The sequence below is a fragment of the Enterococcus sp. JM9B genome (assembly GCF_009933265.1).
Taxonomy (GTDB): domain Bacteria; phylum Bacillota; class Bacilli; order Lactobacillales; family Enterococcaceae; genus Enterococcus_C; species Enterococcus_C songbeiensis.
Genome location: NZ_MAEK01000003.1, coordinates 122121 through 148669, shown reverse-complemented (window position 1 = coordinate 148669; position 26549 = coordinate 122121). Strand labels below are relative to the sequence as shown.

The window sequence follows — 26549 nt, the reverse complement described above, 5'->3', positions numbered from 1 at the left end:
GATATGATAAGCTACGATTTGTATAGAAGCATAACTTGCACAAAACAGTATATAATATAGTAGAAAAAGTTAAGAGAGGAGCCATTTTTATTTATGGCGTACAAATATCTGGTGATCGTTGAATCACCTGCGAAAGCAAAAACAATTGAAAAATATCTCGGCAGAAATTACAAAGTCGTTGCAAGTGTCGGTCATATTCGAGATTTACCAAAGAGCAAAATGGGAATCGATGTTGAAAATAATTATGAACCTCATTACATCTCCATTCGTGGGAAAGGCGATGTTATCAAGGGATTGCGCAGTGCGGCAAAAAAAGCCCAAAAAGTTTATCTCGCAAGTGACCCGGATAGAGAAGGGGAAGCAATTGCATGGCATTTAGCTCATTTGCTTAATTTAGATTTAGCAGATAAGAATCGGGTGGTTTTCAATGAAATCACTAAGGAGGCAGTCAAAGCGGCCTTCAAAGAGCCTCGATCCATTGATCTCGATCTTGTGGATGCCCAACAAGCCCGTCGTGTGTTGGACCGTTTGGTAGGATATTCCATCAGTCCGATTTTATGGCGTAAGGTGAAAAAAGGGTTGAGTGCAGGACGGGTTCAATCCGTTGCGCTGAAAATGATTATTGATCGGGAAAATGAAATTCGTAAATTTATTCCAGAAGAATATTGGTCGATTGACGGCAATTTTAAAAAAGGCAGCAAAAAGTTCAAAGCCAATTTCTGGGGACTTGACGGTAAAAAGAAAAAATTACCGAATGCGGAAAGTATTAAAGAGATTACAAGCCGTTTGGACAGCAAAGACTATGATGTAAAAAAAGTTGAGAAAAAAGAACGCAAACGTAATCCGGCAGCACCGTTTACAACCAGTAGCATGCAACAAGAAGCAGCTCGAAAACTAAACTTCCGGACGCGAAAAACCATGATGGTTGCGCAACAACTTTATGAAGGAATTGCCTTAGGAAAACAGGGAACAGTTGGATTAATCACTTACATGCGTACCGATTCTACTCGGATTGCGGAATCCGCAAAAGCTGAAACGGCTGAATTTATTGAAACGACGTATGGCAAAGAATTTGCCGCTCATGGCGGACGGAAAATAAAAAATGCTCAAGGGGCACAAGATGCCCATGAAGCCGTTCGTCCATCAAGCGTGTTGCGGACACCTGATGAAATCAAACAATATTTGGACAAAGACCAATTAAAACTGTACACCTTAATTTGGTCACGGTTTGTTGCCAGCCAAATGACACCGGCCGTTTTAGATACAATGAAAGTGACATTGGAACAAAATGGCGTAATCTTTATTGCCAACGGTTCAAAAATCAAATTCAAGGGTTTTATGCAGGTTTATGTTGAAGGGCGGGACGATGGCAAAGAAGACAAAGAAAATATTTTGCCGGAATTACTTGTCGGTGATGTGGTTCAATCCGTTCAAATCGAACCAAAACAACATTTTACGCAACCACCTGCTCGTTTCAGCGAGGCAACTTTGATTCGAACGCTGGAAGAAAAAGGGGTGGGGCGGCCTTCCACCTATGCACCGACATTGGAGACGATTCAACGTCGGTATTATGTGAAGCTGCAGCAAAAACGCTTTGAGCCGACCGAACTTGGTGAAATCGTTAATACTTTGATTGAAGAATTCTTCCCACAAATTATTGATGTTAATTTTACAGCAGAAATGGAAGGCGACTTGGATGGTGTTGAAGAAGGCAAAGAAGACTGGGTCGAAGTCGTGGACCGTTTCTACCGCCCATTTGAAAAGGAATTGACCAATGCCGAAGAACAAATTGAAAAAATCCAAATTAAAGATGAACCAGCCGGCTTTGATTGTGACCTTTGTGGGCATCCGATGGTAATCAAATTAGGACGTTACGGAAAATTTTATGCCTGCAGCAACTTCCCTGAATGCCGCAATACAAAACCCATCGTGAAGGAAATCGGGGTAGTGTGTCCAGTATGTCATGAAGGACAGGTCATTGAACGGAAATCCAAAAAAAATCGGCTATTCTATGGTTGCTCCCGTTACCCAGATTGTGATTTTACTTCTTGGGATAAACCAGTTGGCAGGGATTGTCCAAAATGTGGCAAATATCTTGTCGAGAAGAAAGTAAAAGGCGGCAAGCAAGTCGTTTGTATCAATGGAGATTATGAAGAGAACGTTCAAAAATAATTGCAAAAAAAATTGGTGTCTTCTGTAAAAGCGGAAGCACTAATTTTTTCCAACTAGAAAAGAGGATGAGTTATGACACACGTAAATGTAATTGGTGCCGGGTTAGCCGGTAGTGAAGCCGCTTGGCAAATCGCTGAAGCAGGTGTACCGGTAAAATTATTTGAGATGCGCCCCAAGAAATCAACAGAAGCCCATCATTCCCAAAATTTTGCTGAATTGGTTTGTTCCAACTCGCTACGAGGAAATAGTCTAGCCAATGCAGTAGGTGTTTTAAAAGAAGAAATGCGTCGTTTGAATTCAGTGATTGTCTCTTCAGCTGATACTACAGCCGTTCCTGCAGGTGGGGCTTTAGCCGTGGATCGGGATTCTTTTTCTGAATTAGTAACCGAACGCCTAAAAAATCATCCCAATGTTACAATCATGGCAGAAGAAATCACTGAAATTCCGAAAGGACTCACAGTGATTGCCACTGGTCCTTTAACTTCCGCTCCGCTTGCAGAAGCAATCAAAGAGTTCAACGGTTCTGATGGTTTTTACTTTTATGATGCAGCAGCACCGATCATTGACAAATCCACGATTGATATGGAGAAAGTTTATTTAAAATCCCGCTATGATAAAGGGGAAGCAGCCTATCTGAATTGTCCGATGACAGAAGAGGAATTCAATGCCTTTCGCGATGCATTACTTGAAGCAGAGGTTGCCCCTCTAAAGGAATTCGAAAAAGAAAAATATTTTGAAGGTTGTATGCCAATCGAAGTGATGGCAGGTCGAGGACCAAAGACAATGTTGTTTGGTCCAATGAAACCAGTCGGCTTGGAAGATCCTAAAACAGGAAAACGTCCGTTTGCGGTTATTCAATTACGTCAGGATAATGCAGCAGCGTCTCTTTATAACATTGTTGGTTTTCAAACGCATTTAAAATGGGGAGAGCAAAAACGAGTTTTCCAAATGATTCCGGGACTGGAACAGGCCGAGTTTGTTCGTTATGGTGTTATGCACCGCAACAGCTTCATGAACTCTCCTGAATTACTTTTGCCAACTTACCAATCAGCTAAAAGAAATGATTTATTTTTTGCTGGTCAAATGACAGGGGTAGAAGGCTATGTTGAAAGTGCGGCGAGCGGTTTGCTGGCAGGACGCAATGCGGCTCGTTTGGCAAAAGGAGAAGAGCCACTGACTTTCCCGCAAGAAACAGTGTTGGGGAGCATGGCGTATTACATCACTCACGCAGAAGGAAAACATTTCCAACCAATGAATGCCAATTTTGGCTTATTGCCAGAATTACCTGAACGGATCAAAGATAAAAAAATGCGCTATGAAACTTTGGCACAACGGGCATTAACCGCATTGGAAGAAGTAAGATAAACGAATAATTTGCGAAAAACGAGGGCAATTGACCTTCGTTTTTTCTCTGAAATTGTGAAGAAATTGTGTAAATTGTGAGAAAACTTGAAAATATTGTTTAAATTCTGACAACTAGTTTGTCTTTTTTTTCCGGATATGCTACAGTTATTTCGAACTAGAAAAGAGGGAGAAAGATGGCGGAAAAAGATTGGCCTCAGGAGTTTTATCGTTATTTAATCGTTGAACGAGGTTACTCTGATAAAACGCAAAAAGCCTATCAGGAAGATTTTGAAGATTTTTCAGCCTTCTTGAAAAATTCTGGTGATGGCGATTTTTTAACGATTGACCATCGAGATGTTCGGGTATATTTAAGCTTCTTAAATGAAAAAGAATATAGCCGCAATACCATTAGTCGGAAGATCGCAAGTTTACGCTCATTCTATCAATATTTGTTGAAGCAAGAAATCATTGAAGAAAATCCTTTCACCTATATCCATCTAAAAAAACGTACTGGAAAACTGCCTCGCTTTTTATACGAAAAGGAAATGGCCGTGTTATTTGACAGTGTTGAAGGAAATCAGCCTTTACAGCAGCGAAACCGTGCGTTATTAGAAATTTTGTACGGTTCCGGTTTGCGGGTCAGTGAGTGTGCCGGACTTCAGTTGACTGATATTGACTGGTTGGGAGAAGTATTATTGATTCGTGGGAAAGGAAACAAAGAACGTTATGTCCCCTTCGGTTCTTTTGCACAGCAAGCGTTAGAAACCTATATTGAAAACAGTCGTGTGAGTTTGATGAGTAAGAAAAAGAAAACGCATTCGGTTGTTTTTGTGAATCATCTGGGAGATCCGATTACTGCTACGGGTATTGAATACATTTTGAATCAAATCATCAAAAAAAGCAGTTTAGACAGTAAAATCCATCCTCATATGCTACGGCATACGTTTGCAACTCACTTGCTGAATAATGGCGCAGATATGCGGACGGTACAGGAATTATTGGGTCATGCCAATCTGTCCACGACGCAAATTTATGCGCATGTGACAAAAGAAAGTTTGCAAAAAAATTATCGTCAATTTCATCCTAGAGCTTGATTAGTATAGCTGGGATGTTCCTTTTATTTTTTTTAAAGAGAAGAATTAACAGGAAAATTAAGTATCGAAACAGGAGGAAAAGAAATGGAATCACAATTTCACTCAACAACGATCTGCGCTGTTGAAAAAGACGGCAAATTTGCCATGGCAGGTGACGGTCAAGTCACAATGGGAGAACAAGTTGTCATGAAAGGGACCGCCCGCAAAGTTCGACGTATTTATAACGGCGAAGTCGTTGTTGGATTTGCCGGAAGTGTCGCAGATGCCTTCACATTGGAAGAAAAATTTGAAGGAAAATTGAACGAATACAATGGCAATCTCCAACGAGCAGCTGTTGAATTAGCACAAGAATGGCGGACACAGCAGTCCATGCAAAAACTGGAAGCGATGCTGATTGTAATGAATGACAAGGAAATGCTGCTGGTTTCAGGAACTGGGGAAGTGATTGCTCCTGATGATGGGATTTTAGCAATCGGATCTGGTGGAAACTATGCACTAGCCGCAGCCCGTGCGATGAGAACTTACAGCAGTCATGAAATGACCGCAAAAGAAATTGCAGAAAATGCATTAAACATCGCCGCAGATATTTGTGTCTTTACCAATCATAATATTATTGTCGAAGAAATGTAGTGAGGAGACTTTTTATGCAAGCAATAAATCAAACACCTAAAGAAATCGTGAAAGAATTGGATCAGTATATCATTGGTCAGCAAGCAGCAAAAAAATCAGTTGCCGTTGCTTTACGGAACCGATACCGTCGTTTGCAGTTGGAAGAGTCAATGCGACAAGAGATCACGCCTAAAAATATGCTGATGATCGGACCTACTGGTGTAGGAAAAACGGAGATTGCCCGTCGCTTGGCAAAAATTGTTCAGGCACCTTTTGTCAAAGTTGAAGCAACAAAATTCACAGAAGTAGGGTATGTCGGTCGTGACGTGGAGTCCATGGTTCGTGATTTGGTGGAGAATGCGATTCAAATTGTTCAAAAAGAACAATATAGTCGAGTCTATTCTCGGGCGGTCAAAAAAGCCAATCGTCGGTTGGTAAAAGTGTTGGTACCGGGAATCAAAAAAGAAAAGAAACAATCAAGCAATCCTTATGAACAAATGATGAATATTTTTTCTGCACAGCAAACCAAAGAAGAACCAAAAGAAGAATTGACAGAAGAAATCAAAACCAATCGACAAGCGATTTTCGATCAATTGGAAAAAGGATTATTGGATAATCGAGAAGTAACGATTGAGATTGAAGAACCAAAAACCGCCGCACCAATGATGAACAACGGCTTAGAACAGATGGGAATCGATTTGAATGAAACCTTAGGGGCTTTGAAACCGCAGAAAAAAATCGAACGGACTGTGACGGTCAAAGAAGCTCGAGAACTATTGATTCAAGAAGAATCTTCAAAATTAGTTAACGATGCGGATATTCATAGTGAGGCAATTCGCTTGGCAGAATCAAACGGAATCATTTTTATTGATGAAATCGATAAAATCACGTCGAAATCACAGCAGTCAGGAGAAGTTTCTCGGGAAGGGGTACAGCGGGATATTTTACCAATTGTTGAAGGATCGCAAGTCAATACGAAATATGGTGCATTACAAACCGATCATATCTTATTCATTGCTTCCGGTGCCTTTCATTTGTCAAAACCAAGTGATCTGATTCCCGAATTACAAGGACGTTTCCCAATTCGCGTAGAACTGGAAGATTTGACTGCTGAAGACTTTGTTAAAATTTTGACCGAACCAAATAATGCTTTGATCAAACAATACATTGCATTGGTGGAAACTGAAAATGTGAAAATCACCTTTACCATTGAAGCCATCGAAAGAATTGCACAGATTGCGTTTGATGTAAACCGTGATACCGACAATATTGGGGCACGACGGTTGCATACGATTTTGGAAAAATTGTTGGAGGACCTATTGTTTGAAGCACCGGATATGCAAATGGGAGAAATCACTATTACGGAAAGCTATGTAAATGAAAAGTTGGGATCAATCATCCAAGACCAAGATTTGAGCCGCTACATTTTATAGGGAGATGAGGAGTAAAAAATGACAACTTTATTAGAAAAAACCAGACGTATCAATGAATTGCTGCAACAAAAAAATACCTTTGATATGAGTACGGATCTGCCTTATGATAAAATGGCGATGAGTTTGGGGGATATTCTTGACTGCAATGCTTATATCATTAGCAGTGAAGGAACATTATTGGGTTTTAATGAAAAACATGATGTTAACAATGATCGGGTAAAAAGCATGTTTGTTGAAAAACAATTTCCTAAATCCTATACAGATACCGTGGATCATTTAGGAAAAACAGAAGCAAATATTCCAATCAGCAGTGATATGACTGCCTTTCCAGTTGAATCACGGGAGCAATATCCTCATGGTTTAACAACGGTGGTGCCGATTTTTGGTGCCGGAGAACGGTTGGGAACGATTATTCTTGCTCGCATCGATGCTTCCTTTGACGATGATGATTTGGTTTTAGCAGAATACGGAGCAACAGTTGTTGGAATGCAATTTCTTTACCAAAAATCTCGCAGCATTGAAGAAGATGTTCGCAGTGCTACCGCTGTGCAAATGGCGATCAACACCCTTTCTTACAGCGAATTAAAAGCTGTACAAGCGATTTTTGCAGCATTGGAAGGCAATGAAGGACGCTTAACGGCGTCAAATATTGCCGATGAAATCGGAATCACCCGATCGGTTATCGTCAATGCTTTGAGAAAATTGGAATCAGCCGGAATCATCGAATCTCGTTCACTAGGAATGAAGGGAACGTATTTGCGCGTCTTAAATGACCGGTTTAAAGAAGAATTAAATAAACACGCCTACTAGGGGGAGAAAATCATGTCGATCATCATTGAAAACGATCAACTGATCGCTGTAATCGCTGAACATGGTGCGGAGCTTCAAAGCTTAAAAAACAAGGAAAATCAATTAGAGTATATTTGGAAAGGGGACCCGGAATATTGGGGCAAGCATGCACCGCTGCTTTTTCCAATCGTGGGTGCGCTTAAAAATGATCACTATCAGTATCAAGGGAAAAACTATACCTTGCCACGACACGGGTTTGCCCGAAATATGGACTTTGAAGTAGTAAACCATACTGCAGAAAGTGTCAGCTTTTTGTTGAAGAGTTCAGAAGAAACCCGGGAGAATTATCCCTTTGATTTTGAGCTGTATGTTCATTATGAACTTGGGGGAGACGGCATACAGGTTCGTTACGAAGTTATCAATTTGAGTGAAGAAGAAATGTTCTTTTCAATTGGCGGGCATCCGGCTTTTAACGTGCCTTTAGATCCCGCACTGTCCTTTGAGGATTATTACTTAGCATTTTCTCCACGGAAATCTCGGTTGATTTTACCATTGGAAGGTAATTACGTGAACATGGATCAACGAACATTAGGGCAAACGAATACTAATATCGGATTAACTCATGAATTGTTCAAAAACGACGCCTTGATTTATGAAACAAAAGGGCTAAATTCAATTTCGATTTGCAGTGAAAAATCTCCTCACGGGGTTACTCTGACGTATAATAATATGCCTTATGTCGGTATTTGGTCACCAACACCAAAAGAAGCACCATTTGTTTGTATCGAACCGTGGGTAGGAATCGCCGATACGTTGGATGCTTCCGGTGACTTAGTTGAAAAATTGGGTATTCAACAATTAGCCGGTCGGGAAAGCTTCCAAACAAAATATGCGATTACTCTTAGATAAGCTGAAAAAAAGCCCATGAAACAAGCAAACTTGATTTCACGGGATCTTTTTCTAGCGATTGATTTTATTTTTTGCGACTGCTGTTCAAGCCAAAAGGCACGCGGCTTTCAGTTCCTTCTTTAATACGTTTGATGTTTTCACGATGACGATAGAAAATAAACAGCGTGATTCCCAACGTGATAAAAGTCAGCAACCAATTTTGTTTTGGTAAAATGGCAGGAGCAACGATAGGTAAAAGAATAGTGGAAATTGTAATGATGACTGCCGCAATCATGCTTGTCAGACTAACCATACTGGTAAAAAACAATCCGATGACAAACACGATGATGGAGTAAAGAAAGAAAATCGGACTGTAGCCTAAAAGCATTCCACCACTGGTTGCAACGGCTTTGCCGCCTTTAAAGGCGGCAAAAATCGGAAAAGTGTGGCCTAAAATGGCACAAATACCAAACCATAAGGGATTGATTGATGTCAGATGAAACAATGCAGGCAAACAAGTAGCAAGGGTTCCTTTTAAAACGTCTAAGACGAAAACAAGGATACCGGCTGTTTTTCCCAATACGCGAAAAGTATTTGTGGTACCCATATTGCCACTGCCAAATTCACGAATATCTTTTTTGTAAAAAAGTTTACCGACCCAAACACCGGAGGGAATCGATCCCAGTAAATAAGCAGTAAGCATCAGAATGATAATTTTCATGTATAAACCTCTCTTCAATGACTAGGACAATTTTAGCATGAATAGAAATGTGGAACAACTAGAATCACGAAGAGAAGACAGCAAAAAATACCAATGAGGTGAAAAAATGTCTTTTGAAAATCCAGATTTAAAAACCATCGCTTCTTATTTAAATGAAGCAAAAACCATCGCAGTTGTTGGGCTAAGTAAAAATCCTGAACGAACCAGCTACCGGATTGCACAGATTCTACAAGAGCACGGCTACCGGATTATTCCGGTCAATCCAGTCGTTGAGGGAGAAATTTTGGGAGAAAAAGTGTATGATCGTCTACAGGATATTCCAGAACCAATCGATATCGTGGATATTTTCCGTCGAGGGGAGTTTCTGCCGGAAATCGCTCACGATTTTCTAGAAACAGATGCAAAAGTTTTCTGGGCACAATTAGGTATCGAGAATGATGAAGCCGCAGAAATTTTGCGGGCTGCAGGCCGTAATGATATCGTCATGAACCGATGCATCAAGATCGAATTAGGAAAAATTAATCAAGCATAAATTGATACCTAGAATTTTTTTCTAACAAAAATACAGGAGCATCAAAGGGAGTGGTCAAAAAATAATTTTTGGCTTCTCTCTTTTTTTCAGCTGCTTTTTAGAGTATCATAAGAAATGGTGCGATTGATTCGCACAGTTCAAATGAAGGAGCGTTGAATTTGGCAAAAAATAAAACCAACGAATACAATGATGCTTCGATTCAAGTTTTAGAAGGTTTGGAAGCTGTTCGTAAGAGACCGGGAATGTATATTGGTTCAACCGATAGCCGTGGTCTGCATCATTTAGTTTATGAAATCGTAGATAATGCAGTTGATGAAGCATTGTCCGGTTATGGAAATGAAATTAGTGTGACAATCAATCACGATAACAGTATCTCAGTTACTGACAGCGGTAGGGGAATGCCGGTCGGAATGCATGCTTCTGGGATTCCTACTGTTGAAGTTATCTTTACCGTTTTACATGCCGGTGGAAAATTTGGTCAAGGCGGCTATAAAACTTCTGGTGGATTACACGGTGTTGGTGCCAGTGTCGTTAATGCCCTTTCGAAGTGGTTGAAGGTGACCATCGTTCGTGACGGTATGGAATACCAAGAAGAATTTAAAAATGGCGGCAAGCCAGACGGTACCTTGAAAAAAATCGGCAAGACGCGGAAGAAAAACGGAACTACCGTAACCTTCATGCCGGACGATACGATTTTTTCAACAACGAAATTTTCCTACGATATTTTGGCGGAACGATTGCGGGAATCGGCCTTTTTGTTACGAGGTGTGAAAATCACCTTAACGGATTTGCGGGAAGAACCTGTATCAGAAACCTTTCATTTTGAAGAAGGAATTAAAGAGTTCGTCAACTATTTAAATGAAGAAAAGGATACCTTGTCTCCAGTCATTTATTTTTCTGGTGAAAAAGAAGGCATCGAAGTAGAGATTGCCTACCAATACAATGATGGTTATTCCGAAAATGTCTTGTCTTTCGTTAATAATGTCCGAACAAAAGATGGTGGTACCCATGAAGCCGGCATGCGGGCTTCCATGACGAAGGCCTATAATGAGTATGCCCGTAAAGTTGGTTTATTAAAGGAAAAAGATAAAAATCTTGAAGGCAGTGATTTTCGTGAAGGATTGGCGGCGGTGTTGTCGATTCGAGTACCGGAAAATCTTTTGCAATTTGAAGGGCAAACCAAAGAAAAACTAGGGACACCGATTGCGAGAAATGCGGTGGATAATGTCATCGGAGAACAACTAGGTTTTTACTTGCAGGAAAACAGCGAAATGAGCCAAATGCTGGTTCGAAAAGCTGTCAAAGCCCGGGAAGCACGAGAGGCTGCCCGCAAAGCACGGGAAGAAAGCCGCACCGGAAAGAAACGAAAAAAAGGGGAATCTCTTTTATCTGGAAAATTGACACCAGCGCAATCTCGAAATCCCAAACGCAATGAATTGTATCTTGTGGAAGGAGATTCTGCCGGAGGCTCAGCCAAGCAAGGGCGGGATCGAAAATTCCAAGCCATTTTGCCTTTACGAGGAAAGGTTATCAACACAGAAAAAGCAAAAATGCAGGATATTTTAAAAAACGAAGAAATCAATACTATGATTTATACGATTGGGGCCGGTGTCGGGCCGGAATTTGCCATTGATGATTGCAACTATGATAAAGTCATCATCATGACGGATGCGGATACCGATGGTGCCCACATTCAAGTGTTGCTGCTAACCTTTTTCTATCGTTATATGAAGCCGCTAATTGAAGCGGGAAAAATCTATATTGCGCTGCCCCCTCTTTATAAAGTATCAAAGGGTGTCGGAAAAAAAGCCGTGGTTGAATATGCGTGGACCGACGAAGAATTATCTGAGGTAACGACAAAAGTTGGTAAGGGCTACATGTTGCAACGATACAAAGGTCTGGGGGAAATGAATGCGGAACAGCTGTGGGAAACCACGATGGACCCGGCTACCCGAACCTTAATTCGTGTGCGAATTGATGATGCAGCGCAAGCAGAGCGTAGAGTTACAACCTTGATGGGGGATAAAGTCGAACCCCGCCGAAAGTGGATCGAACGACATGTTCAGTTTACTTTGGAAGAAGACGGCAGTATTTTGGATCGTAAGGAAAATGAGACTGGACCTTTAGAAACTACCGAAAAAACGGACGTTCCAGAAACAATTGAAGAAATCAATTTATTTAACGAATAGGAGGTGCCCTCTTGGAACATCATCATGACATTCAAGAATTGACTTTAGAAGAAGTAATGGGGGATCGGTTTGGCCGTTACTCCAAATACATCATCCAAGAACGGGCATTGCCCGATATTCGCGATGGCTTAAAACCCGTGCAACGTCGAATTCTATTTGCGATGAACAAAGATGGCAACACATATGACAAAGGCTTCCGTAAATCTGCGAAATCAGTCGGAAATATCATGGGGAATTATCATCCTCATGGAGACAGCAGTATTTATGAAGCAATGGTTCGCATGAGTCAGGATTGGAAATTACGGGAAGTCCTGATCGAAATGCATGGAAATAACGGGAGTATGGATGGTGACCCACCGGCTGCGATGCGGTACACAGAAGCTCGTCTATCGGAATTAAGCGGCGAAATGCTGAAGGATATCGAAAAAGAAACAGTAGATTTAGTTTGGAATTTTGACGATACTGAAAAAGAACCGACCGTTTTACCAGCAAAATTTCCTAATCTGTTGGTTAATGGGTCAACGGGAATCTCTGCCGGATATGCAACAGAAATTCCTACCCATAATTTGGATGAAGTAATCAATGGAACCATTTATTTAATCGATCATCCTACTGCACCGTTGGAAAAATTACTGGAATTTATTCCTGGTCCGGATTTTCCAACCGGAGGGATTTTACAAGGAAAAGAAGAAATCCAAAAAGCTTATGAGACAGGTCGGGGAAAAGTAATTTTACGTTCTCAGACCAGTATTGAAGCAATGAAAGGCAATAAGCAACAAATTGTCATCACAGAGATTCCTTACGAGGTTAATAAAGCGACACTCGTGAAAAAAATGGACGAGATTCGCTTGAATAAAAAAATTGAAGGAATCGCTGAAGTTCGGGATGAAAGTGACCGGACGGGTTTACGAATCGTGGTTGAGCTGAAAAAAGATGTCAATGCGGAAGGAATTCTAAATTATCTTTTCAAGAACACCGAGTTGCAGATCAATTATAATTTCAATATGGTCGCCATCGATGAAATGCGTCCCAAACAAGTGGGCTTGAAGCGGATTCTCGAAAGCTATATCAAACATCGCAAAGAAGTGATTATGAAACGCAGTCGTTTCGAACTAGAGAAAGCGCAACGCAGACAACATATTGTGGACGGCTTGATCAAAGCGCTGTCGATTCTCGATCAAGTTATCGCAACGATTCGTGGGAGTAAAGATAAAAAAGATGCCAAAAATAATTTGGTTGTTCGCCATGGCTTTACTGAAGAGCAGGCAGAAGCAATCGTTACGTTACAATTGTATCGTTTAACAAATACCGACATCACGCAACTACAGCAAGAAGCGAAAGAACTGCAAATCTATATTGCTGAACGACACAATATTTTGAACAATGAGTCGGAGCTCCTGAAAGTCATCAAGAAAGAATTGAGGGAAGTCAAAAAGAAATACGGTAATCCACGACTGACAAAAATTCAAGATAAGATTGAAGAAATCAAGATTGAAACGGAAGTCTTGGTTGCCCAAGAAGATGTTGTCGTTTCAGTAACTCATGAAGGATATATCAAGCGTAGCAGTCTGCGTTCTTATGGCGCATCGAAACCAACTGAACTGGGAATGAAGGATGGAGATTTTGTCTTATTCACCCAGCAGGCAAATACGCTCGATCATTTGTTGATAGTTACGACTCAGGGAAATATGATTTATCGTCCAGTTCATGAGCTGCCAGATATGAAATGGAAAGACATTGGTGAGCATATTTCTCAAACCATGATGAATTTTTCGACTGATGAATCAATTTTAGCTGTCTTCAGCTACAAAGAATTAGATCCACAAAAGAATTTTGTTTTAATGACAAAACAGGGACTAATTAAACAAACTCGAATGTCAGAATTTGAACCTTGGCGGACCTACAAGAGCCGTCCGTTATCGATTATCAAATTTAAAGAGGCAAAAGACGAATTAATTAGTTGCTACCTTGTTAATCAAGAAGAGACGAAGGATGTCTTTTTAGCAAGCAATCGTGGATTTGGTTTGCGCTATCCATTGACGGAAGTGCCCGTTGTAGGACCAAAAGCTGCTGGCGTTAAGGCAATGAATCTGAAAGAAGATGATTACCTTGTTGGGGGAATGGTCGTTTATTCAGAAGGAGATACACCGGTTGTTATTGTGACGCAGCGTGGAGCGGTCAAACGAATGCTGGCACAAGAATTGAGTCCTCTTGGCAGAGCCAAACGCGGCTTGATGATCTTAAGAGAATTGAAAAAAAATCCGCACCGAATTGCCTATATTGGTCCCGGAGATCAGCGTCAATTGATTTTACAAAATCAAAAAGGACAACAAGTAGAAATTCAGTCGAATGATTACCCAATCAGCGATCGAACATCTAATGGTTCCTTTGCTATGGATGAGAAACAAGGCGGAACAATCCTTCATGTTCAGGAAGTGAAAGATCCAGCCATCGAAGAAAACAAAACTGTTATATAGTTAATTTGAAAAACAGGTATCTGTATTGTTACAGATACCCGTTTTTTGTAGCAATAAATCGCAGGATTTTTTTTATTAGAAAAAATTAAATTAAGCGCTTCACATAAGAGAATTCTATTGTATCAACGTTTATAAGAGGCGATTTTTTGTAAGTCACTTCCTTGTTCAAAATAAAACAAGAAAATGCTTGCAAAGCCAATCGCTTGTGTTATACTAACCTTGTAAAGCTGTTACATATTGAACAGAAAGATTAAGGAGGTCCATTAAATGGAACAATGGAATGGATTCAAAGGCAAACTTTGGAAAGAAGAAATCAACACTCGCGACTTTATCCAAGCGAACTATACGCCATATGAAGGGGATGCAGCTTTCTTAGCAGAACCAACAGATGCAACCAAAACACTTTGGAGCAAATTGCAAGATTTGCAAAAACAAGAACGTGAAAATGGCGGCGTATTAGACATGGAAGCGGATGTTGTTACGGCAGCAAATGCTTACGGTGCTGGCTATATTGATGAAGAACTAAAAGATCAAGAAAAAATCGTCGGTATCCAAACAGATAAACCTTTGAAACGTGCCTTCATGCCTTATGGCGGTATTCGCATGGCAGAAGAAGCGCTTGAAAGCTATGGCTACAAACCAAATCCTAAATTTACTGAAATCTTCAGCAAATATCATAAAACACATAATCAAGGTGTATTTGATGCCTACACACCTGAAATTCGTGCGGCTCGCCGTAACAAAATCATCACAGGACTTCCCGATACCTATGGTCGTGGACGGATTGTTGGCGATTATCGTCGGGTAGCATTATACGGTATCGATTACTTGATGGAACAAAAATTCAAAGATCACGAAAACTGTGGACATGGACAATTCACTGACGAAGATATTCGTTTGCGTGAAGAAATCACTGACCAATACAATGCCTTAAAACGCATGAAAGAAATGGCTGCTGCTTATGGATTTGATATTTCACGTCCAGCTGCTGACGCACAAGAAGCCGTTCAATGGTTATACTTTGGTTACCTTGCTGCAATCAAAGAACAAAATGGTGCGGCAATGTCAATCGGCCGTGTATCAACTTTCTTAGATGTTTATATTCAACGCGACATCAAAAATGGTACGTTGACAGAAGAAGGCGCACAAGAATTGATCGACCATTTGGTAATGAAATTACGTATGGTTAAATTCGCACGTATCCCTTCATACAATGAATTGTTCTCTGGCGATCCAGTTTGGGCAACTTTGTCAATCGCTGGTATGGGCTTAGACGGACGTACGTTGGTTACAAAAAATGACTTCCGTTTCTTGCGTACTTTGCAAAACATGGGACCTTCACCAGAACCAAACTTAACTGTCTTGTATTCTTCACGTTTACCTCAAGGCTTTAAAGATTATGCTGCGAAGATTTCTATCGAAACATCATCAATCCAATACGAAAATGACGATGTAATGCGTCCTGTATGGTTGGATGACTATGCAATCTGCTGTTGTGTATCCGCTACTCAAACTGGTAAAGAAATGCAATTCTTTGGTGCTCGTGCCAACCTTGCAAAAGCTTTATTGTATGCAATCAACGGTGGTGTGGATGAAAAATCAAAAGCACAAGTTGGACCTGCTTATCGCGCAATCACTTCTGACGATGCGTTGGATTATGATGACGTAATGGCAAAATATGATGACATGATGGAATGGTTGGCTGGAATGTATGTCAACACATTGAATATCATTCACTATATGCATGATCGTTATTACTACGAAGCTGCTGAATTAGCTTTGATGGATACAAACTTGAAACGTACATTTGCAACTGGTATTGCCGGCTTCTCTCATGTTGTCGATTCATTATCTGCAATCAAATACGCAAAAGTTTACCCAGTTCGTGACGAAGACGGCCTAGTCGTTGACTATAAGACAGAAGGCGAATTCCCTAAATATGGGAATGACGATGACCGCGCAGATGATATCGCTGTTTGGTTATTGAAAACTTTCTTAGAAAAATTGGAACATTACCATACTTACCGTGATTCAGAACCAACAACATCGATTTTGACAATCACATCAAATGTTGTTTACGGTAAAGCAACCGGTAGCCTACCTGACGGACGTCCTGCAGGTGCACCATTATCACCAGGTGCTAACCCATCTTACGGTGCAGAACAACACGGCTTGTTGGCTTCACTAAATTCATTGACTAAATTGCCTTACGAATATGCTTTGGATGGTATCTCAAATACACAAAGTATCAATCCTGATGCATTAGGACATGATGAAGAAGAACAAGTAGCAAACTTGACAAATGTCTTGAACGGTTACTTTGATCAAGGTGCACACCATTTGAACGTGAACGTCTTTGGTAAAGAAAAATTAGTTGATGCAATGGAACATCCAGAAAAAGAAGAATATGCGAACTTTACAATTCGGGTTTCTGGTTATGCCGTTAAATTTATCGACTTGACTCGTGAACAACAATTAGACGTAATCAGCCGTACATTCCACGAAAAAATGTAGGCTTGTCTACAAATTAAATAGTACAAAAACGAAGGCGGATGGACGGAGTTCTATTCGCTTTCGTTTTTTTTATATAAAGGAGGAGCTGTTTATGTCAATTGTGACTGAACAACCAATTATCGGCAATATCCACTCTACAGAAAGTTTTGGCTCCGTTGATGGTCCTGGGGTACGTTTCATTGTATTTATGCAAGGCTGTCGGATGCGTTGTCAATTCTGTCATAATCCTGATACATGGAAAATCAATGACCCGAAAGCAAAACATCGGACCGCCGATGATGTATTGGAAGAAGCGTTGCATTACAAAAGCTATTGGGGAAAAAAGGGCGGCTTGACCGTCAGTGGTGGTGAACCTCTTTTACAAATTGATTTTTTGATTGATTTGTTCAAAAAAGCCAAGGAACAAGGCATCAATACTACGTTGGATACTTGTGGAAATCCTTTTACCTATAAAGAACCATTTTTCTCAAAATTCCAAGAGCTGATGAAATACACCGACTTGATTTTATTTGATATTAAACAGATTGATGACGAAAAACATAGAGAATTGACAGGTCAAAGCAACAACAATATTTTGGAAATGGCAAAATATTTGTCTGAAATCAATAAACCTGTTTGGATTCGCCATGTGTTGGTACCGTTTAGAAGTGATTTTGATGAATTTCTGACTCGTTTGGATACCTTTATCAAATCATTAAATAATGTTGATAAAGTAGAAATCCTCCCTTATCATACGATGGGTAAATATAAGTGGGAAGAATTGGACCTTGCTTATCCTTTAGAAGGAATCAATCCCCCAACAGAAGAACGGGTACAAAATGCCAAAGAATTGTTGCATACCAGCGACTATACCGGCTATTTAACAAGATAAACAAAACAGGAAAGAGGAGATTTTTTATTGAATCTTTCCTGTTTTTTGCTATTATTAGAATGAAGTGAATAAAAAAGGAGCGAATCACATGTCAAAAATTTTAGTTTTTGGTCATCAAAACCCAGATACAGATGCGATTGGTGCAGCAATCGCCTTTGCGCATTTACAAAAAGAATTAGGTAAGGATACTGAAGCAGTTGCTTTGGGTGCCCCTAGCGAAGAAACACAATACGCTTTGGATCATTTTCAATTGGAAGCACCACGAGTTGTTGAAAAAGCAGGAGAAGCAACCGATGTGATGCTTGTCGATCATAATGAGTTCCAACAAAGTATTGCAGATATTGCAGATGTAAATATTTTGGCAGTCGTTGACCACCATCGTATCGCCAACTTTGAAACAGCGAATCCTTTGTATTATCGTGCGGAACCAGTCGGATGTACCAGTACGATTGTTTTAAAATTATATAAGGAAGCTGAAATCGACGTTCCTAAACAAATCGCCGGAATCATGTTATCCGCAATTATTTCTGATACGTTGCTGTTTAAATCACCAACCTGTACCAAAGAAGACGTCAACGCTGCAACAGAATTGGCTGCTTTGGCGGAAGTTGACTTGAATGAATATGGTTTGGCAATGTTGAAAGCCGGGACCAACCTTAGTGATAAATCTGCAGAAACACTGCTGGATTTAGATGCGAAGAGTTTTCCAATGGGTGATAAAAATGTTCGTATCGCCCAAGTCAATACGGTGGATCTAAAAGAAGTTTTTGATCGCCAAGCAGAATTGGAAACAACGATGGCCTTAGAAAATACTAAAAAAGGCTATGACCTATTCTTGTTGATTGCTACTGATATTTTAGCCAGTAATTCTGAATTGTTAGTTGTAGGTGAACCCAAAGAAGCTGTAGAAGCTGCTTTTCAAACGACACTGACAAATAACCGTGCCTTGTTAAAAGGTGTTGTTTCCCGGAAGAAACAAGTTGTACCACAATTAACAGAAGCTTTTTCAAACTAATTCATTTGAAGAAGAGTGGGTGAGTGATTCACTTCCTCTTCTTTTTTTGAGAATAAAAGAGGGAAGACGATGCATTATTTTTATTCAGGAGAAATGCCAGAACTTCTTAAAAATTCCAACTTCGAAAAACTCACTGATTTTTTACAGGAACAGCCGACTGTGACCTTGCGTCAACTGAAAACTGTTTTTCCGGAGAAGAACTTTGAACGATTTTTGGACCAGATGATTCAATTGGGATTTGTTCGTCGAGAAGATCGCCGCTACTCCCTTGATTTTCCAATTTATGAGGAGAAAATTCCTTCGGTAGAAATACTTGGGTTACAAGAAGAACGGCTAGAAACAGCTGATATAGTGCGCGTTTGCTACGAGGTAATAGAAACATTGAAACAGCGCACATACTTTTTCGCACTGACAGATAAGCAACGACTGCCAATGTATTTTGAGGCAGGAAATCAGATTCGGTTTTATAGTGTTCTTTACCAACGAAATAGCTGTGCTTTGCCGGTTTATTTTACGAATAACCGAGAAGGAAGGACGGAGAAAAATCCGTTGGAGCTGCAGCAGTTGATTGGGGATGTCAATGAGGAGTATTTTTTTGATCAGGTGGAAGTTATTTTGGAACGGAGTAACAAGCAGCGGAAAATTCGTGAAAGTATTTTTTTAAAGGCGCTGCTGGAAACACAGATTCTCCAAGAGGAAACGAAACAAGTAATGGTACCTGTGATTTCAAGTGAAAAAGAGAGTTTTGGTCTAGAATTGGATTCTATTCCTACTTTTAGGCTGTTTTGTCTGCTTGATTATTTGATGAACAAACTTGGACAGGAGTCTTTAACCTTCCTAATTAAGGATGAAAAGGAAGAAAAAAGCCATTAAGATTAAATATTAATGATTATTATTAGAATATAACGAGTGTATTGATTGATTATGCCATTTTTTGTTGCTATCATTGATTTAGAATAGCAATGAAGGAGCGTTTTGTGATGGAAAGTGTGAAGGATAATCCGATAACGAAAACAAAAAATGGTGAAGTAATCACGTTTATTCCTAAGGGTGAAATTGAAAAAGCCCGCAGAGAGTTGTCTGTCAGCGGGTTTGATGAGGGAAAGTTTTCTGATGGTGAATTGATTTTGGCGATTCGTCAGAAACAGTCAGTTGGGGCAGCCACCGTTATTCCTGTCGTTTTAGATTGGCTGATTGAAAAAAATTTCATCCTATCAGGTTCGCAAGCAATCAGTTACCTGCACGATAAAGGAAAGACAGCAAATGAACAATTACGCTATCAAGTTGTAGGAGAGATTGATTTTGACGCGGACGGCAACTACTTTCTTGTGGTAGCGTCCAGCCAGAAGAAAAAAATTGAAAGTATGTTTAAGGTTTATACTGGTGGGCTGATCAAAGAGTTATGGGCAACAAATTAAAAAAACCGGAAATTTTCGAAAGACTGAAAATTTCCGGTTTTTTTATTCTGCAACAACAGCTTCTGCATTTTTAACAAATACACTCAAGGTTGCAATCAAAAATACATCCACCAAAACACTACCGGTATTTGGTAAATTGAATTCTGTCAAGAACAGGGTGTACAAAATACTGAAAAGGTAGATGAATAAGCAGGCTAAAGTGATCAAGGCGTAAATTAAATGACCTGGGTATTTCAAAAAGTTCATAAAATAAAAGAATAAGGCCATCGTAACCAAAAGCAGCTGAATCCCCACTAGTAAAAGATAAGAAAAGGAATGAGGATCAAATACAAAAATAAACGTACGAAGAAGCAGGAGCAATTGACATGCGACAAGTAGTTGCGTCGCCTCGATAAACTCATCCTTCGTTGATCGTTTAAAATAAATGAGCAAACCTGAACTAAATAAAAGGGCAGATAAAATGAAGAAATGTAAAAAAAGTTGCGAGCTGGCAATTTGCTGATAAGCCGTTTCTGAAAGCGGGTCAGTGGGTAAAAAAGCAAGAATTTGTTCCATGGACAGAATGTGTAAAAGAAAAGATAAAATCGCCGCAGCGCCGCAGCTGAGCAAGAAACGTTTTAATCGATTTTCCTGTATATATTGTTTCATTTAGACACCTCCCATCAAGCTACATGACTGATAATAACAAAAGGATGAGAAGTTGTCGAATATTTTCACAAACAATAACAAAAAAAGTGAAAAAAACAGCTGAGAAACTGTTTTTTTCACTTTTTATTGCCGCTTTTGTCGTTTCCGAACTCGTTTTGTCCAGAAACCGCCAGAGATATATTTAGGCTCATAAGAAATAATGAAGGCCCGTTCTTCGACTTCTTTGATTAGACGATACAAGTCCCGTTCGCTTTTTCGCGGGGATAAAATTTCTAAAACCATTCGTTCGCCTTCTAATCCTTGCGCAAAGGTCTGTGTAACACCATAGCCATTTTCCCGTAAGATTTTTGGCAGACTCCGTTCTTCTTCTGTATTGGAAGGTAGGATTGCGGTAACCATGATATACCCGAGAGCCAATGCATCCTCAATTTTAATGCCAACACTGATACCTACGCCATAGCCGAGGGCGTAAACGAATAAATTAATAGGGTTATCCAGGCGATCAAGGACCATGGATAATCCTACGATGTAAATAATGATTTCTGCCATACTAACCAAAGGAGCGATTAAACGATACCCCTTCATTGTTAATAAAAAGCGCAGTGTATTCAGTGTGATATAGGCAAAATTAATAAGGAAGATCATTAGCAACATTTTGATGTCCATTCGATGAACCTCCTTTCGTCAATTTTCAGTATAACAAAAATAAAAAGGAAACAAAAGTTTTAGCGGTTTGTCGAATCATTAGAATAATCAGATAGTTTAGATTGCTTAATGATGAGAAAAAGATTATAATTATCATATAAAACGTTTCCTTTGAAAGAGGTGAAGAGGGTGAAAATCCGTTGGTCATTTTTATGGAGAGGGCACATAACAGTGGCGCTCCTGAGTCTTGGGTATGGCGTGTATATTTTGGGTAACGAATCTCAGACAGTTCTCTCCAGTAAATTTTTGGTGGAACATTTTCCCGGCGATTTTTTACTTTTTGCCTTACTGCTCACACTTATCTTGGGTATTGGAAATCTTTTTGCCGGAGCCGCCTGCTTCTATAACCTGAAAAGCTACCCCTTTTTTAGTTTAGGAATTGGTGGTCTGACACTTCTTCTACTGATAAATTTTCAAACGATACCTGATGTCGGTTCCTGGCTGATTACCGGACTTGTAATTAGTCAGCTGATGATTGTCGGATGCTGTTTGCTTTTGTTAGTTCGTAAAATTTCTTGAAAATAGTAGAACATAGTAGAAATCTTTCTCATCTGGAGAAAGATTTTTTTGTTTTTGAAAATAAATTAGAAAAATTAATAACTCATTTATTTATCAAAAATATAGTTAAATTCTAATGGTGTAAAAAAATATAAATTATGATTAATCGAGAATAAAGTATTTAATTTTGTTCGTTTCGTACGTAATTTTAGGTATATTATCACTTAAATAAAAATGTAAGCGTTTGTTTTATTTATTAAATATTTTTATCTAAAATTCATTGAATAAATATAGAAAAAACTATCACATAAAAATGAGAAGTATGTTATCCTATTATTAGAAAAGAAAAAAGTGATTTTTGTTATTTTTGGAAGATGAAGATTGCAAGCGTTCGGGAAGGGAAATGAAGATGGCTGAAAAAGTAGAACAAATGGAACTGATAAGTGCAGAAAATCGTTTTTTGACCGGAGAAAACTTTTACAGTCAGCATTTGCTGGGGGCTCACCGGGTAAAACAGCACTATGTCTTTCGTGTTTGGGCACCAAATGCGCAACAAGTCTGGCTAGTAGGAGATTTCAATCAATGGGATGATTCCTTGCCGATGTCTTACCGTGAATCATCTGGTATCTGGGAAATAACAACGGATCGACCTCAAGAAGGTCAACTTTATAAATTCAAGGTTCGTCAAGCCGATGGACGAGAAATTTTTAAAATTGATCCTTTAGCGATTCGTTTTGAAAAACGACCGGGAGACGCAGCGATACTTCATACAATTCCGCAAAAAAAATGGAAGGATGGACTGTGGCAGGGACGAAAAAAACGTTCAAGCAGTTTCAAACGTCCATTAAATATTTATGAGATTCATGCCAGCTCATGGAAACACCATGAAAATGGCGAGCCCTATACCTTCAAAGAATTGACAGCTGAACTGATTCCCTATGTTAAAAAAATGGGGTATACCCATATTGAATTTATGCCTTTGATGGAGCATCCCCTTGGAACTTCATGGGGCTATCAGCTGATTGGGTATTTTGCGTTGAGTTCTTATTATGGTACACCAGAAGAGTTTCAACAGTTTGTGGAAACTTGTCATTTAAATAATATTGGTGTTTTTGTTGACTGGGTACCGGGACATTTTTGTATCAATGATGACACACTGCCATACTATGACGGGACACCGACTTTTGAATATGAAGATCCTGATCGCGCAAGTAATGTTCGTTGGGGGTCAATCAATTTTGATTTAGGTAAGCCGCAAGTTCAAAGCTTTCTTATTTCCAGCGCGTTGTTTTGGATTGAAATGTATCACATTGACGGAATACGGGTCGATGCGGTATCGAATATGATTTATCGGGATTATGATGAAGGACCTTGGACGCCGAATCATGAAGGCGGCAATCGGAATCTAGAAGGTTATTATTTTCTGCAAAAATTAAATGCGGTCATAAAGCTGGCCCATCCAACAACAATCATGATTGCAGAAGAGAGTTCTTCGGAAACCAAAATTACCGGATTGATTGAGACTGGTGCGTTAGGTTTTGATTACAAGTGGAACATGGGCTGGATGAATGATGTCTTGCGTTTTTTTGAAATGGATCCACTACTTCGCCGAAATCATTTTAACCTATTGACCTTTTCATTTATGTACATGATGAATGAAAATTATATTCTCCCTCTTTCTCATGACGAGGTTGTTCATGGGAAAAAAAGTTTGATGCACAAGATGTGGGGAGATCGCTACAAACAATTTGCTCAACTGAGAAACCTTTACACTTATTTAATCGGGCATCCCGGAAAAAAATTGTTGTTTATGGGCAGTGAGTGGGGACAGTTTCTTGAATGGAAATACGATCATGGTCTTGAATGGGTGGATTTAGAGGATTCTCTCAACCAAAAAATGCAGTACTTTACCCAAACCCTCAATCAGCTTTACAAACGGGAAAAAGCGTTGTGGGAGTTGGAGGACCAAGTTGAAACCATTGAAATTATTGATGCGGACAATACCCAAGAAAGTGTTCTGAGTTTTATTCGTCAGGGAAAAACGAAAAAAGATTTTCTGATTTTAGTCTTTAATTTGACTCCGGTGGAACGCAAAGACTTTGTGATCGGTGTTCCATATCCGGGAACCTATCAAGAATTATTGAATACCGAAAAAATAGAATTTGGCGGTACCTGGACCAAAAATAATGAGGTCTGTCAAACGGAAGCAGAGGCTTTCAAACAGTTTTCGTACAGGATCAAAACAATCGTTCCGGCACTTGGAGCATTGATTATTAAACCAGAAACAATCAACACACGTCGGCAGTCACTAGGAAGAGATAGAAAGGAGGCAGGTGAGTTTTCACCGAAATAAAATGAAGACAGAAATGTTAGCGATGATCCTGGCTGGGGGACAAGGAACAAGATTGGGTAAATTGACAAAAAATATTGCCAAACCAGCGGTGCCTTTTGGCGGACGGTACCGAATTATTGATTTTGCTTTAAGTAATTGTGCCAATTCCGGCATTCATACAGTAGGTGTGGTGACTCAGTATCAACCGTTAGCTCTTAACCATCATATTGGAAATGGTGCCAGTTGGGGACTAGATGGAATCAACTCCGGTGTAACGATTTTGCAGCCATTTTCCAGTTCGGAAGGCAGTAAATGGTTTGAAGGAACCGCCCATGCCATTTATCAAAATATAGCGTATATCGATCAATTGGACCCGCAATATGTATTGGTTTTATCGGGAGATCACATCTATAAAATGGATTATGAAGCGATGCTTGAAGCCCATAAGGAAAACAATGCTTCATTGTCCGTGGCAGTGATCGAAGTTCCATGGAAAGAAGCGTCTCGTTTTGGTATCATGAACACCGATGAAAATGATCGAATCATTGAGTTTGAAGAAAAACCAGAGCATCCGCAAAATAATTTAGCATCAATGGGTATTTATATCTTTAATTGGGGCCGTCTGCGTAGTGTCCTAACCAGCAGTTATTCAAAGGATGGACAAATGATCGATTTTGGAAAACACGTGATCCCTGCCTATTTGGAAAGTGGAGAGAATGTATTCGCTTATCGTTTTTCTGGTTATTGGAAGGATGTAGGAACCATTGATTCCTTGTGGGAAGCCAGCATGGAATTTATTGAGCCGGAAATGGAGCTGGAAATTCGCGACAAAGGTTGGCGGGTTTATTCTAAAAATACCATCTCTCCACCGCATTTCTTGACAGAAACTGGTTCGGCAAAAAATTCGTTGATCGTTGACGGTTGTTATGTTGCCGGCAGCATTGATCATAGTATTCTTTCAGGAGATGTTCAAGTAAAAGAAGGGTCGACGATTTCCGACAGTATTGTGATGCCGGGTGCAACAATCGGTAAAAATGTGAAAATTCACCGTGCGATTATTGGAGAAAACGCGATTATCGGTGACAATGCAGAAATCGACGGCAGTGAAGAAATTGCAGTTGTGGGGTATTCAGAAGTGATTGGAGTGACCATCGATGAAGACTAATAAAATGTGCGGGATTTTGGGAAATCTCCATCAATACAATGAGCTTTTGCCTTTGACGGAGCACCGACCACTGGCAACCTTGCCTTTTGACTGCAAGTACCGCCTCATTGATTTTAATCTTTCAAGTATCGTAAACGCCAACATCAATACAGTATTTATGGTATTTAATGAAGGGGAGACCCAATCGGTTTTTGATCATATCGGTGGTGGGAAAGAATGGAATCTTGATGGTGTCCAAAATCGTTTCTTTATTCATGTTTATCAAGAATTTCTCAAACGAAAAGCTGAAAACCGTGAGTATTATGATGTGTTGATTGATTATTTGGAAAAATCAAAATCGGAATACACGGTGTTTATGGGAAGTAAAATTTTATGCAATATCGATTTGCGGGCGTTGTTGAAAATTCATCAGCTGCAAAAGAATGAGATGACGGTTGTCTATAAACGAATTGCAAAGGAGAATGTTTATCCTACCGATATCATTTTGGATTTGACTGAAGGTGGAACGATTGAAACAGTAACGGCAGCAAACGACTTGCAGTTACCGGAAACGGTCAACTTATGTGCCGATATCTACATGATTCAAACCCAACGATTGATCGATGAGTTGACAGAAGCTCAGAAAACTGGCGGTACAGTTAACCTTGAATCTTTTTTACGGGAATTGATCGTAAAATTGAATAGCGCCAGCTATGAGTATACAGGTTATTTGAGTAATATTTATGATGTCGCCTCCTATTATCGGGCAAACATGGACATGTTAGATCAACGTCAGTTCAGTTCTCTGATGTATTCCAGTCAGAAAATTTATACCAAGTTGAAAAACGAAGTACCTACCTACTATTCTGAAACTTCGGATGTGGAGAACAGTCAATTTGCTTCAGGATGCATCATTGAAGGACACGTTCATCGTTCGCTGGTTTCCCGCAGCACAAAAATTGCCACAAATGCAGTGGTGGAAGAAACCATCGTCATGGCCAACAATCAAATTGGCGAAGGCGCAGTAGTCAAATATGCGATTTTAGATAAAAATGTCATTGTAGAGCCGGGAGTAAAAATTATCGGTTCACCGGAAATGCCATTAGTCATCAAAAAGAATTCTCACGTGCTTTCTGATGTTTATGGGGGCGAATAA

The 26549-nt window shown here is 39.8% G+C and carries 22 protein-coding genes; 19 read left to right on the top strand and 3 right to left on the bottom strand.

From position 1 onward, the window contains the following. Positions 1-93 precede the first annotated feature (93 nt). From topA to BAU16_RS01005, 7 genes are all read left to right on the top strand, one after another. Positions 94-2172, top strand: coding sequence for a type I DNA topoisomerase (topA, locus tag BAU16_RS01035; RefSeq protein ID WP_161526213.1), 2079 nt, complete (start codon positions 94-96; stop codon positions 2170-2172). Between the two features lie 72 nt (positions 2173-2244). Beyond that, positions 2245-3537 (top strand): FADH(2)-oxidizing methylenetetrahydrofolate--tRNA-(uracil(54)-C(5))-methyltransferase TrmFO, encoded by a 1293-nt coding sequence (gene trmFO / locus BAU16_RS01030; protein WP_161526212.1) that lies wholly within the window; start codon positions 2245-2247, stop codon positions 3535-3537. 173 nt (positions 3538-3710) lie between these two features. Next, positions 3711-4610, top strand: coding sequence for a tyrosine recombinase XerC (gene xerC / locus BAU16_RS01025; protein ID WP_161526211.1), 900 nt, complete (start codon positions 3711-3713; stop codon positions 4608-4610). Between the two features lie 84 nt (positions 4611-4694). Then, positions 4695-5240, top strand: coding sequence for an ATP-dependent protease subunit HslV (gene hslV, locus BAU16_RS01020; RefSeq protein WP_048605033.1), 546 nt, complete (start codon positions 4695-4697; stop codon positions 5238-5240). Positions 5241-5254: 14 nt separating this feature from the next. Beyond that, on the top strand, positions 5255-6652 hold the full coding sequence (gene hslU / locus BAU16_RS01015; protein WP_137605257.1) for an ATP-dependent protease ATPase subunit HslU: 1398 nt from the start codon (positions 5255-5257) through the stop codon (positions 6650-6652). A gap of 18 nt (positions 6653-6670) precedes the next feature. Next, a complete protein-coding gene (codY, locus tag BAU16_RS01010; RefSeq protein ID WP_137605258.1) occupies positions 6671-7462 on the top strand; it encodes a GTP-sensing pleiotropic transcriptional regulator CodY in 792 nt (263 codons plus the stop codon). 12 nt (positions 7463-7474) lie between these two features. Then, entirely contained in the window at positions 7475-8350 is an 876-nt protein-coding gene (locus tag BAU16_RS01005) for an aldose 1-epimerase family protein (protein ID WP_048605036.1), read from the top strand. Between the two features lie 64 nt (positions 8351-8414). Here BAU16_RS01005 and plsY read toward each other — a convergent pair whose 3' ends face one another. Further along, the gene (gene plsY, locus BAU16_RS01000) at positions 8415-9050 is read right to left on the bottom strand and encodes a glycerol-3-phosphate 1-O-acyltransferase PlsY (RefSeq protein ID WP_161526210.1); all 636 of its coding nucleotides are present in this window, start codon (positions 9048-9050) and stop codon (positions 8415-8417) included. Positions 9051-9156: 106 nt separating this feature from the next. On the opposite strand from plsY, the gene BAU16_RS00995 reads away from it, so the two are divergent. From BAU16_RS00995 to BAU16_RS00960, 8 genes are all read left to right on the top strand, one after another. After that, a complete protein-coding gene (locus BAU16_RS00995) occupies positions 9157-9582 on the top strand; it encodes a CoA-binding protein (RefSeq protein WP_137605260.1) in 426 nt (141 codons plus the stop codon). A gap of 158 nt (positions 9583-9740) precedes the next feature. After that, positions 9741-11771 (top strand): DNA topoisomerase IV subunit B, encoded by a 2031-nt coding sequence (gene parE, locus BAU16_RS00990; protein ID WP_048605038.1) that lies wholly within the window; start codon positions 9741-9743, stop codon positions 11769-11771. Positions 11772-11782: 11 nt separating this feature from the next. Further along, complete coding sequence (parC, locus tag BAU16_RS00985) at positions 11783-14248, top strand: DNA topoisomerase IV subunit A (protein WP_161526209.1); 2466 nt, start codon at positions 11783-11785, stop codon at positions 14246-14248. Positions 14249-14515: 267 nt separating this feature from the next. Beyond that, positions 14516-16762: a formate C-acetyltransferase gene (pflB, locus tag BAU16_RS00980; protein ID WP_048605040.1), complete on the top strand. Its 2247-nt coding sequence runs from the start codon at positions 14516-14518 to the stop codon at positions 16760-16762. A 91-nt stretch (positions 16763-16853) separates the two neighbouring features. Continuing rightward, positions 16854-17633, top strand: coding sequence for a pyruvate formate-lyase-activating protein (gene pflA, locus BAU16_RS00975; protein WP_161526208.1), 780 nt, complete (start codon positions 16854-16856; stop codon positions 17631-17633). Between the two features lie 88 nt (positions 17634-17721). Beyond that, entirely contained in the window at positions 17722-18648 is a 927-nt protein-coding gene (locus BAU16_RS00970) for a manganese-dependent inorganic pyrophosphatase (protein WP_161526207.1), read from the top strand. 69 nt (positions 18649-18717) lie between these two features. Further along, positions 18718-19521 carry a DUF1803 domain-containing protein gene (locus BAU16_RS00965; protein ID WP_161526206.1) on the top strand — a complete coding sequence of 268 codons (804 nt, stop codon included), beginning with the start codon at positions 18718-18720 and terminating at the stop codon, positions 19519-19521. Between the two features lie 107 nt (positions 19522-19628). Further along, a complete protein-coding gene (locus BAU16_RS00960) occupies positions 19629-20066 on the top strand; it encodes a hypothetical protein (RefSeq protein WP_137605263.1) in 438 nt (145 codons plus the stop codon). Positions 20067-20108: 42 nt separating this feature from the next. Here the strand turns inward: BAU16_RS00960 and BAU16_RS00955 are convergent, their stop codons facing one another. Together BAU16_RS00955 and BAU16_RS00950 are read right to left on the bottom strand one after the other, a co-directional pair. After that, positions 20109-20714 (bottom strand): hypothetical protein, encoded by a 606-nt coding sequence (locus BAU16_RS00955; RefSeq protein WP_161526205.1) that lies wholly within the window; start codon positions 20712-20714, stop codon positions 20109-20111. Between the two features lie 123 nt (positions 20715-20837). Next, entirely contained in the window at positions 20838-21380 is a 543-nt protein-coding gene (locus tag BAU16_RS00950; protein ID WP_048605046.1) for a DUF2179 domain-containing protein, read from the bottom strand. A 168-nt stretch (positions 21381-21548) separates the two neighbouring features. Between BAU16_RS00950 and BAU16_RS00945 the strand changes: the two genes are divergently transcribed. From BAU16_RS00945 to glgD, 4 genes are all read left to right on the top strand, one after another. Beyond that, entirely contained in the window at positions 21549-21938 is a 390-nt protein-coding gene (locus BAU16_RS00945; RefSeq protein WP_137605265.1) for a hypothetical protein, read from the top strand. Between the two features lie 388 nt (positions 21939-22326). Beyond that, positions 22327-24270: a 1,4-alpha-glucan branching protein GlgB gene (gene glgB, locus BAU16_RS00940; protein ID WP_161526204.1), complete on the top strand. Its 1944-nt coding sequence runs from the start codon at positions 22327-22329 to the stop codon at positions 24268-24270. Between the two features lies 1 nt (position 24271). After that, positions 24272-25414 (top strand): glucose-1-phosphate adenylyltransferase, encoded by a 1143-nt coding sequence (locus BAU16_RS00935; protein ID WP_048605049.1) that lies wholly within the window; start codon positions 24272-24274, stop codon positions 25412-25414. Further along, the gene (gene glgD / locus BAU16_RS00930; protein WP_048605050.1) at positions 25404-26549 is read left to right on the top strand and encodes a glucose-1-phosphate adenylyltransferase subunit GlgD; all 1146 of its coding nucleotides are present in this window, start codon (positions 25404-25406) and stop codon (positions 26547-26549) included. Before BAU16_RS00935 ends, glgD begins: the two co-directional genes overlap by 11 nt.

Bases quoted from the DNA above. Each gene is read 5' to 3' on its own strand.
- topA (WP_161526213.1), top strand. From the start codon at position 94: ATGGCGTACAAATATCTGGTGATCGTTGAATCACCTGCGAAAGCAAAA.
- trmFO (WP_161526212.1), top strand. From the start codon at position 2,245: ATGACACACGTAAATGTAATTGGTGCCGGGTTAGCCGGTAGTGAAGCC.
- xerC (WP_161526211.1), top strand. From the start codon at position 3,711: ATGGCGGAAAAAGATTGGCCTCAGGAGTTTTATCGTTATTTAATCGTT.
- hslV (WP_048605033.1), top strand. From the start codon at position 4,695: ATGGAATCACAATTTCACTCAACAACGATCTGCGCTGTTGAAAAAGAC.
- hslU (WP_137605257.1), top strand. From the start codon at position 5,255: ATGCAAGCAATAAATCAAACACCTAAAGAAATCGTGAAAGAATTGGAT.
- codY (WP_137605258.1), top strand. From the start codon at position 6,671: ATGACAACTTTATTAGAAAAAACCAGACGTATCAATGAATTGCTGCAA.
- BAU16_RS01005 (WP_048605036.1), top strand. From the start codon at position 7,475: ATGTCGATCATCATTGAAAACGATCAACTGATCGCTGTAATCGCTGAA.
- plsY (WP_161526210.1), bottom strand. From the start codon at position 9,050: ATGAAAATTATCATTCTGATGCTTACTGCTTATTTACTGGGATCGATT.
- BAU16_RS00995 (WP_137605260.1), top strand. From the start codon at position 9,157: ATGTCTTTTGAAAATCCAGATTTAAAAACCATCGCTTCTTATTTAAAT.
- pflB (WP_048605040.1), top strand. From the start codon at position 14,516: ATGGAACAATGGAATGGATTCAAAGGCAAACTTTGGAAAGAAGAAATC.
- pflA (WP_161526208.1), top strand. From the start codon at position 16,854: ATGTCAATTGTGACTGAACAACCAATTATCGGCAATATCCACTCTACA.
- BAU16_RS00970 (WP_161526207.1), top strand. From the start codon at position 17,722: ATGTCAAAAATTTTAGTTTTTGGTCATCAAAACCCAGATACAGATGCG.
- BAU16_RS00965 (WP_161526206.1), top strand. From the start codon at position 18,718: ATGCATTATTTTTATTCAGGAGAAATGCCAGAACTTCTTAAAAATTCC.
- BAU16_RS00960 (WP_137605263.1), top strand. From the start codon at position 19,629: ATGGAAAGTGTGAAGGATAATCCGATAACGAAAACAAAAAATGGTGAA.
- BAU16_RS00955 (WP_161526205.1), bottom strand. From the start codon at position 20,714: ATGAAACAATATATACAGGAAAATCGATTAAAACGTTTCTTGCTCAGC.
- BAU16_RS00950 (WP_048605046.1), bottom strand. From the start codon at position 21,380: ATGGACATCAAAATGTTGCTAATGATCTTCCTTATTAATTTTGCCTAT.
- glgB (WP_161526204.1), top strand. From the start codon at position 22,327: ATGGCTGAAAAAGTAGAACAAATGGAACTGATAAGTGCAGAAAATCGT.
- BAU16_RS00935 (WP_048605049.1), top strand. From the start codon at position 24,272: ATGAAGACAGAAATGTTAGCGATGATCCTGGCTGGGGGACAAGGAACA.
- glgD (WP_048605050.1), top strand. From the start codon at position 25,404: ATGAAGACTAATAAAATGTGCGGGATTTTGGGAAATCTCCATCAATAC.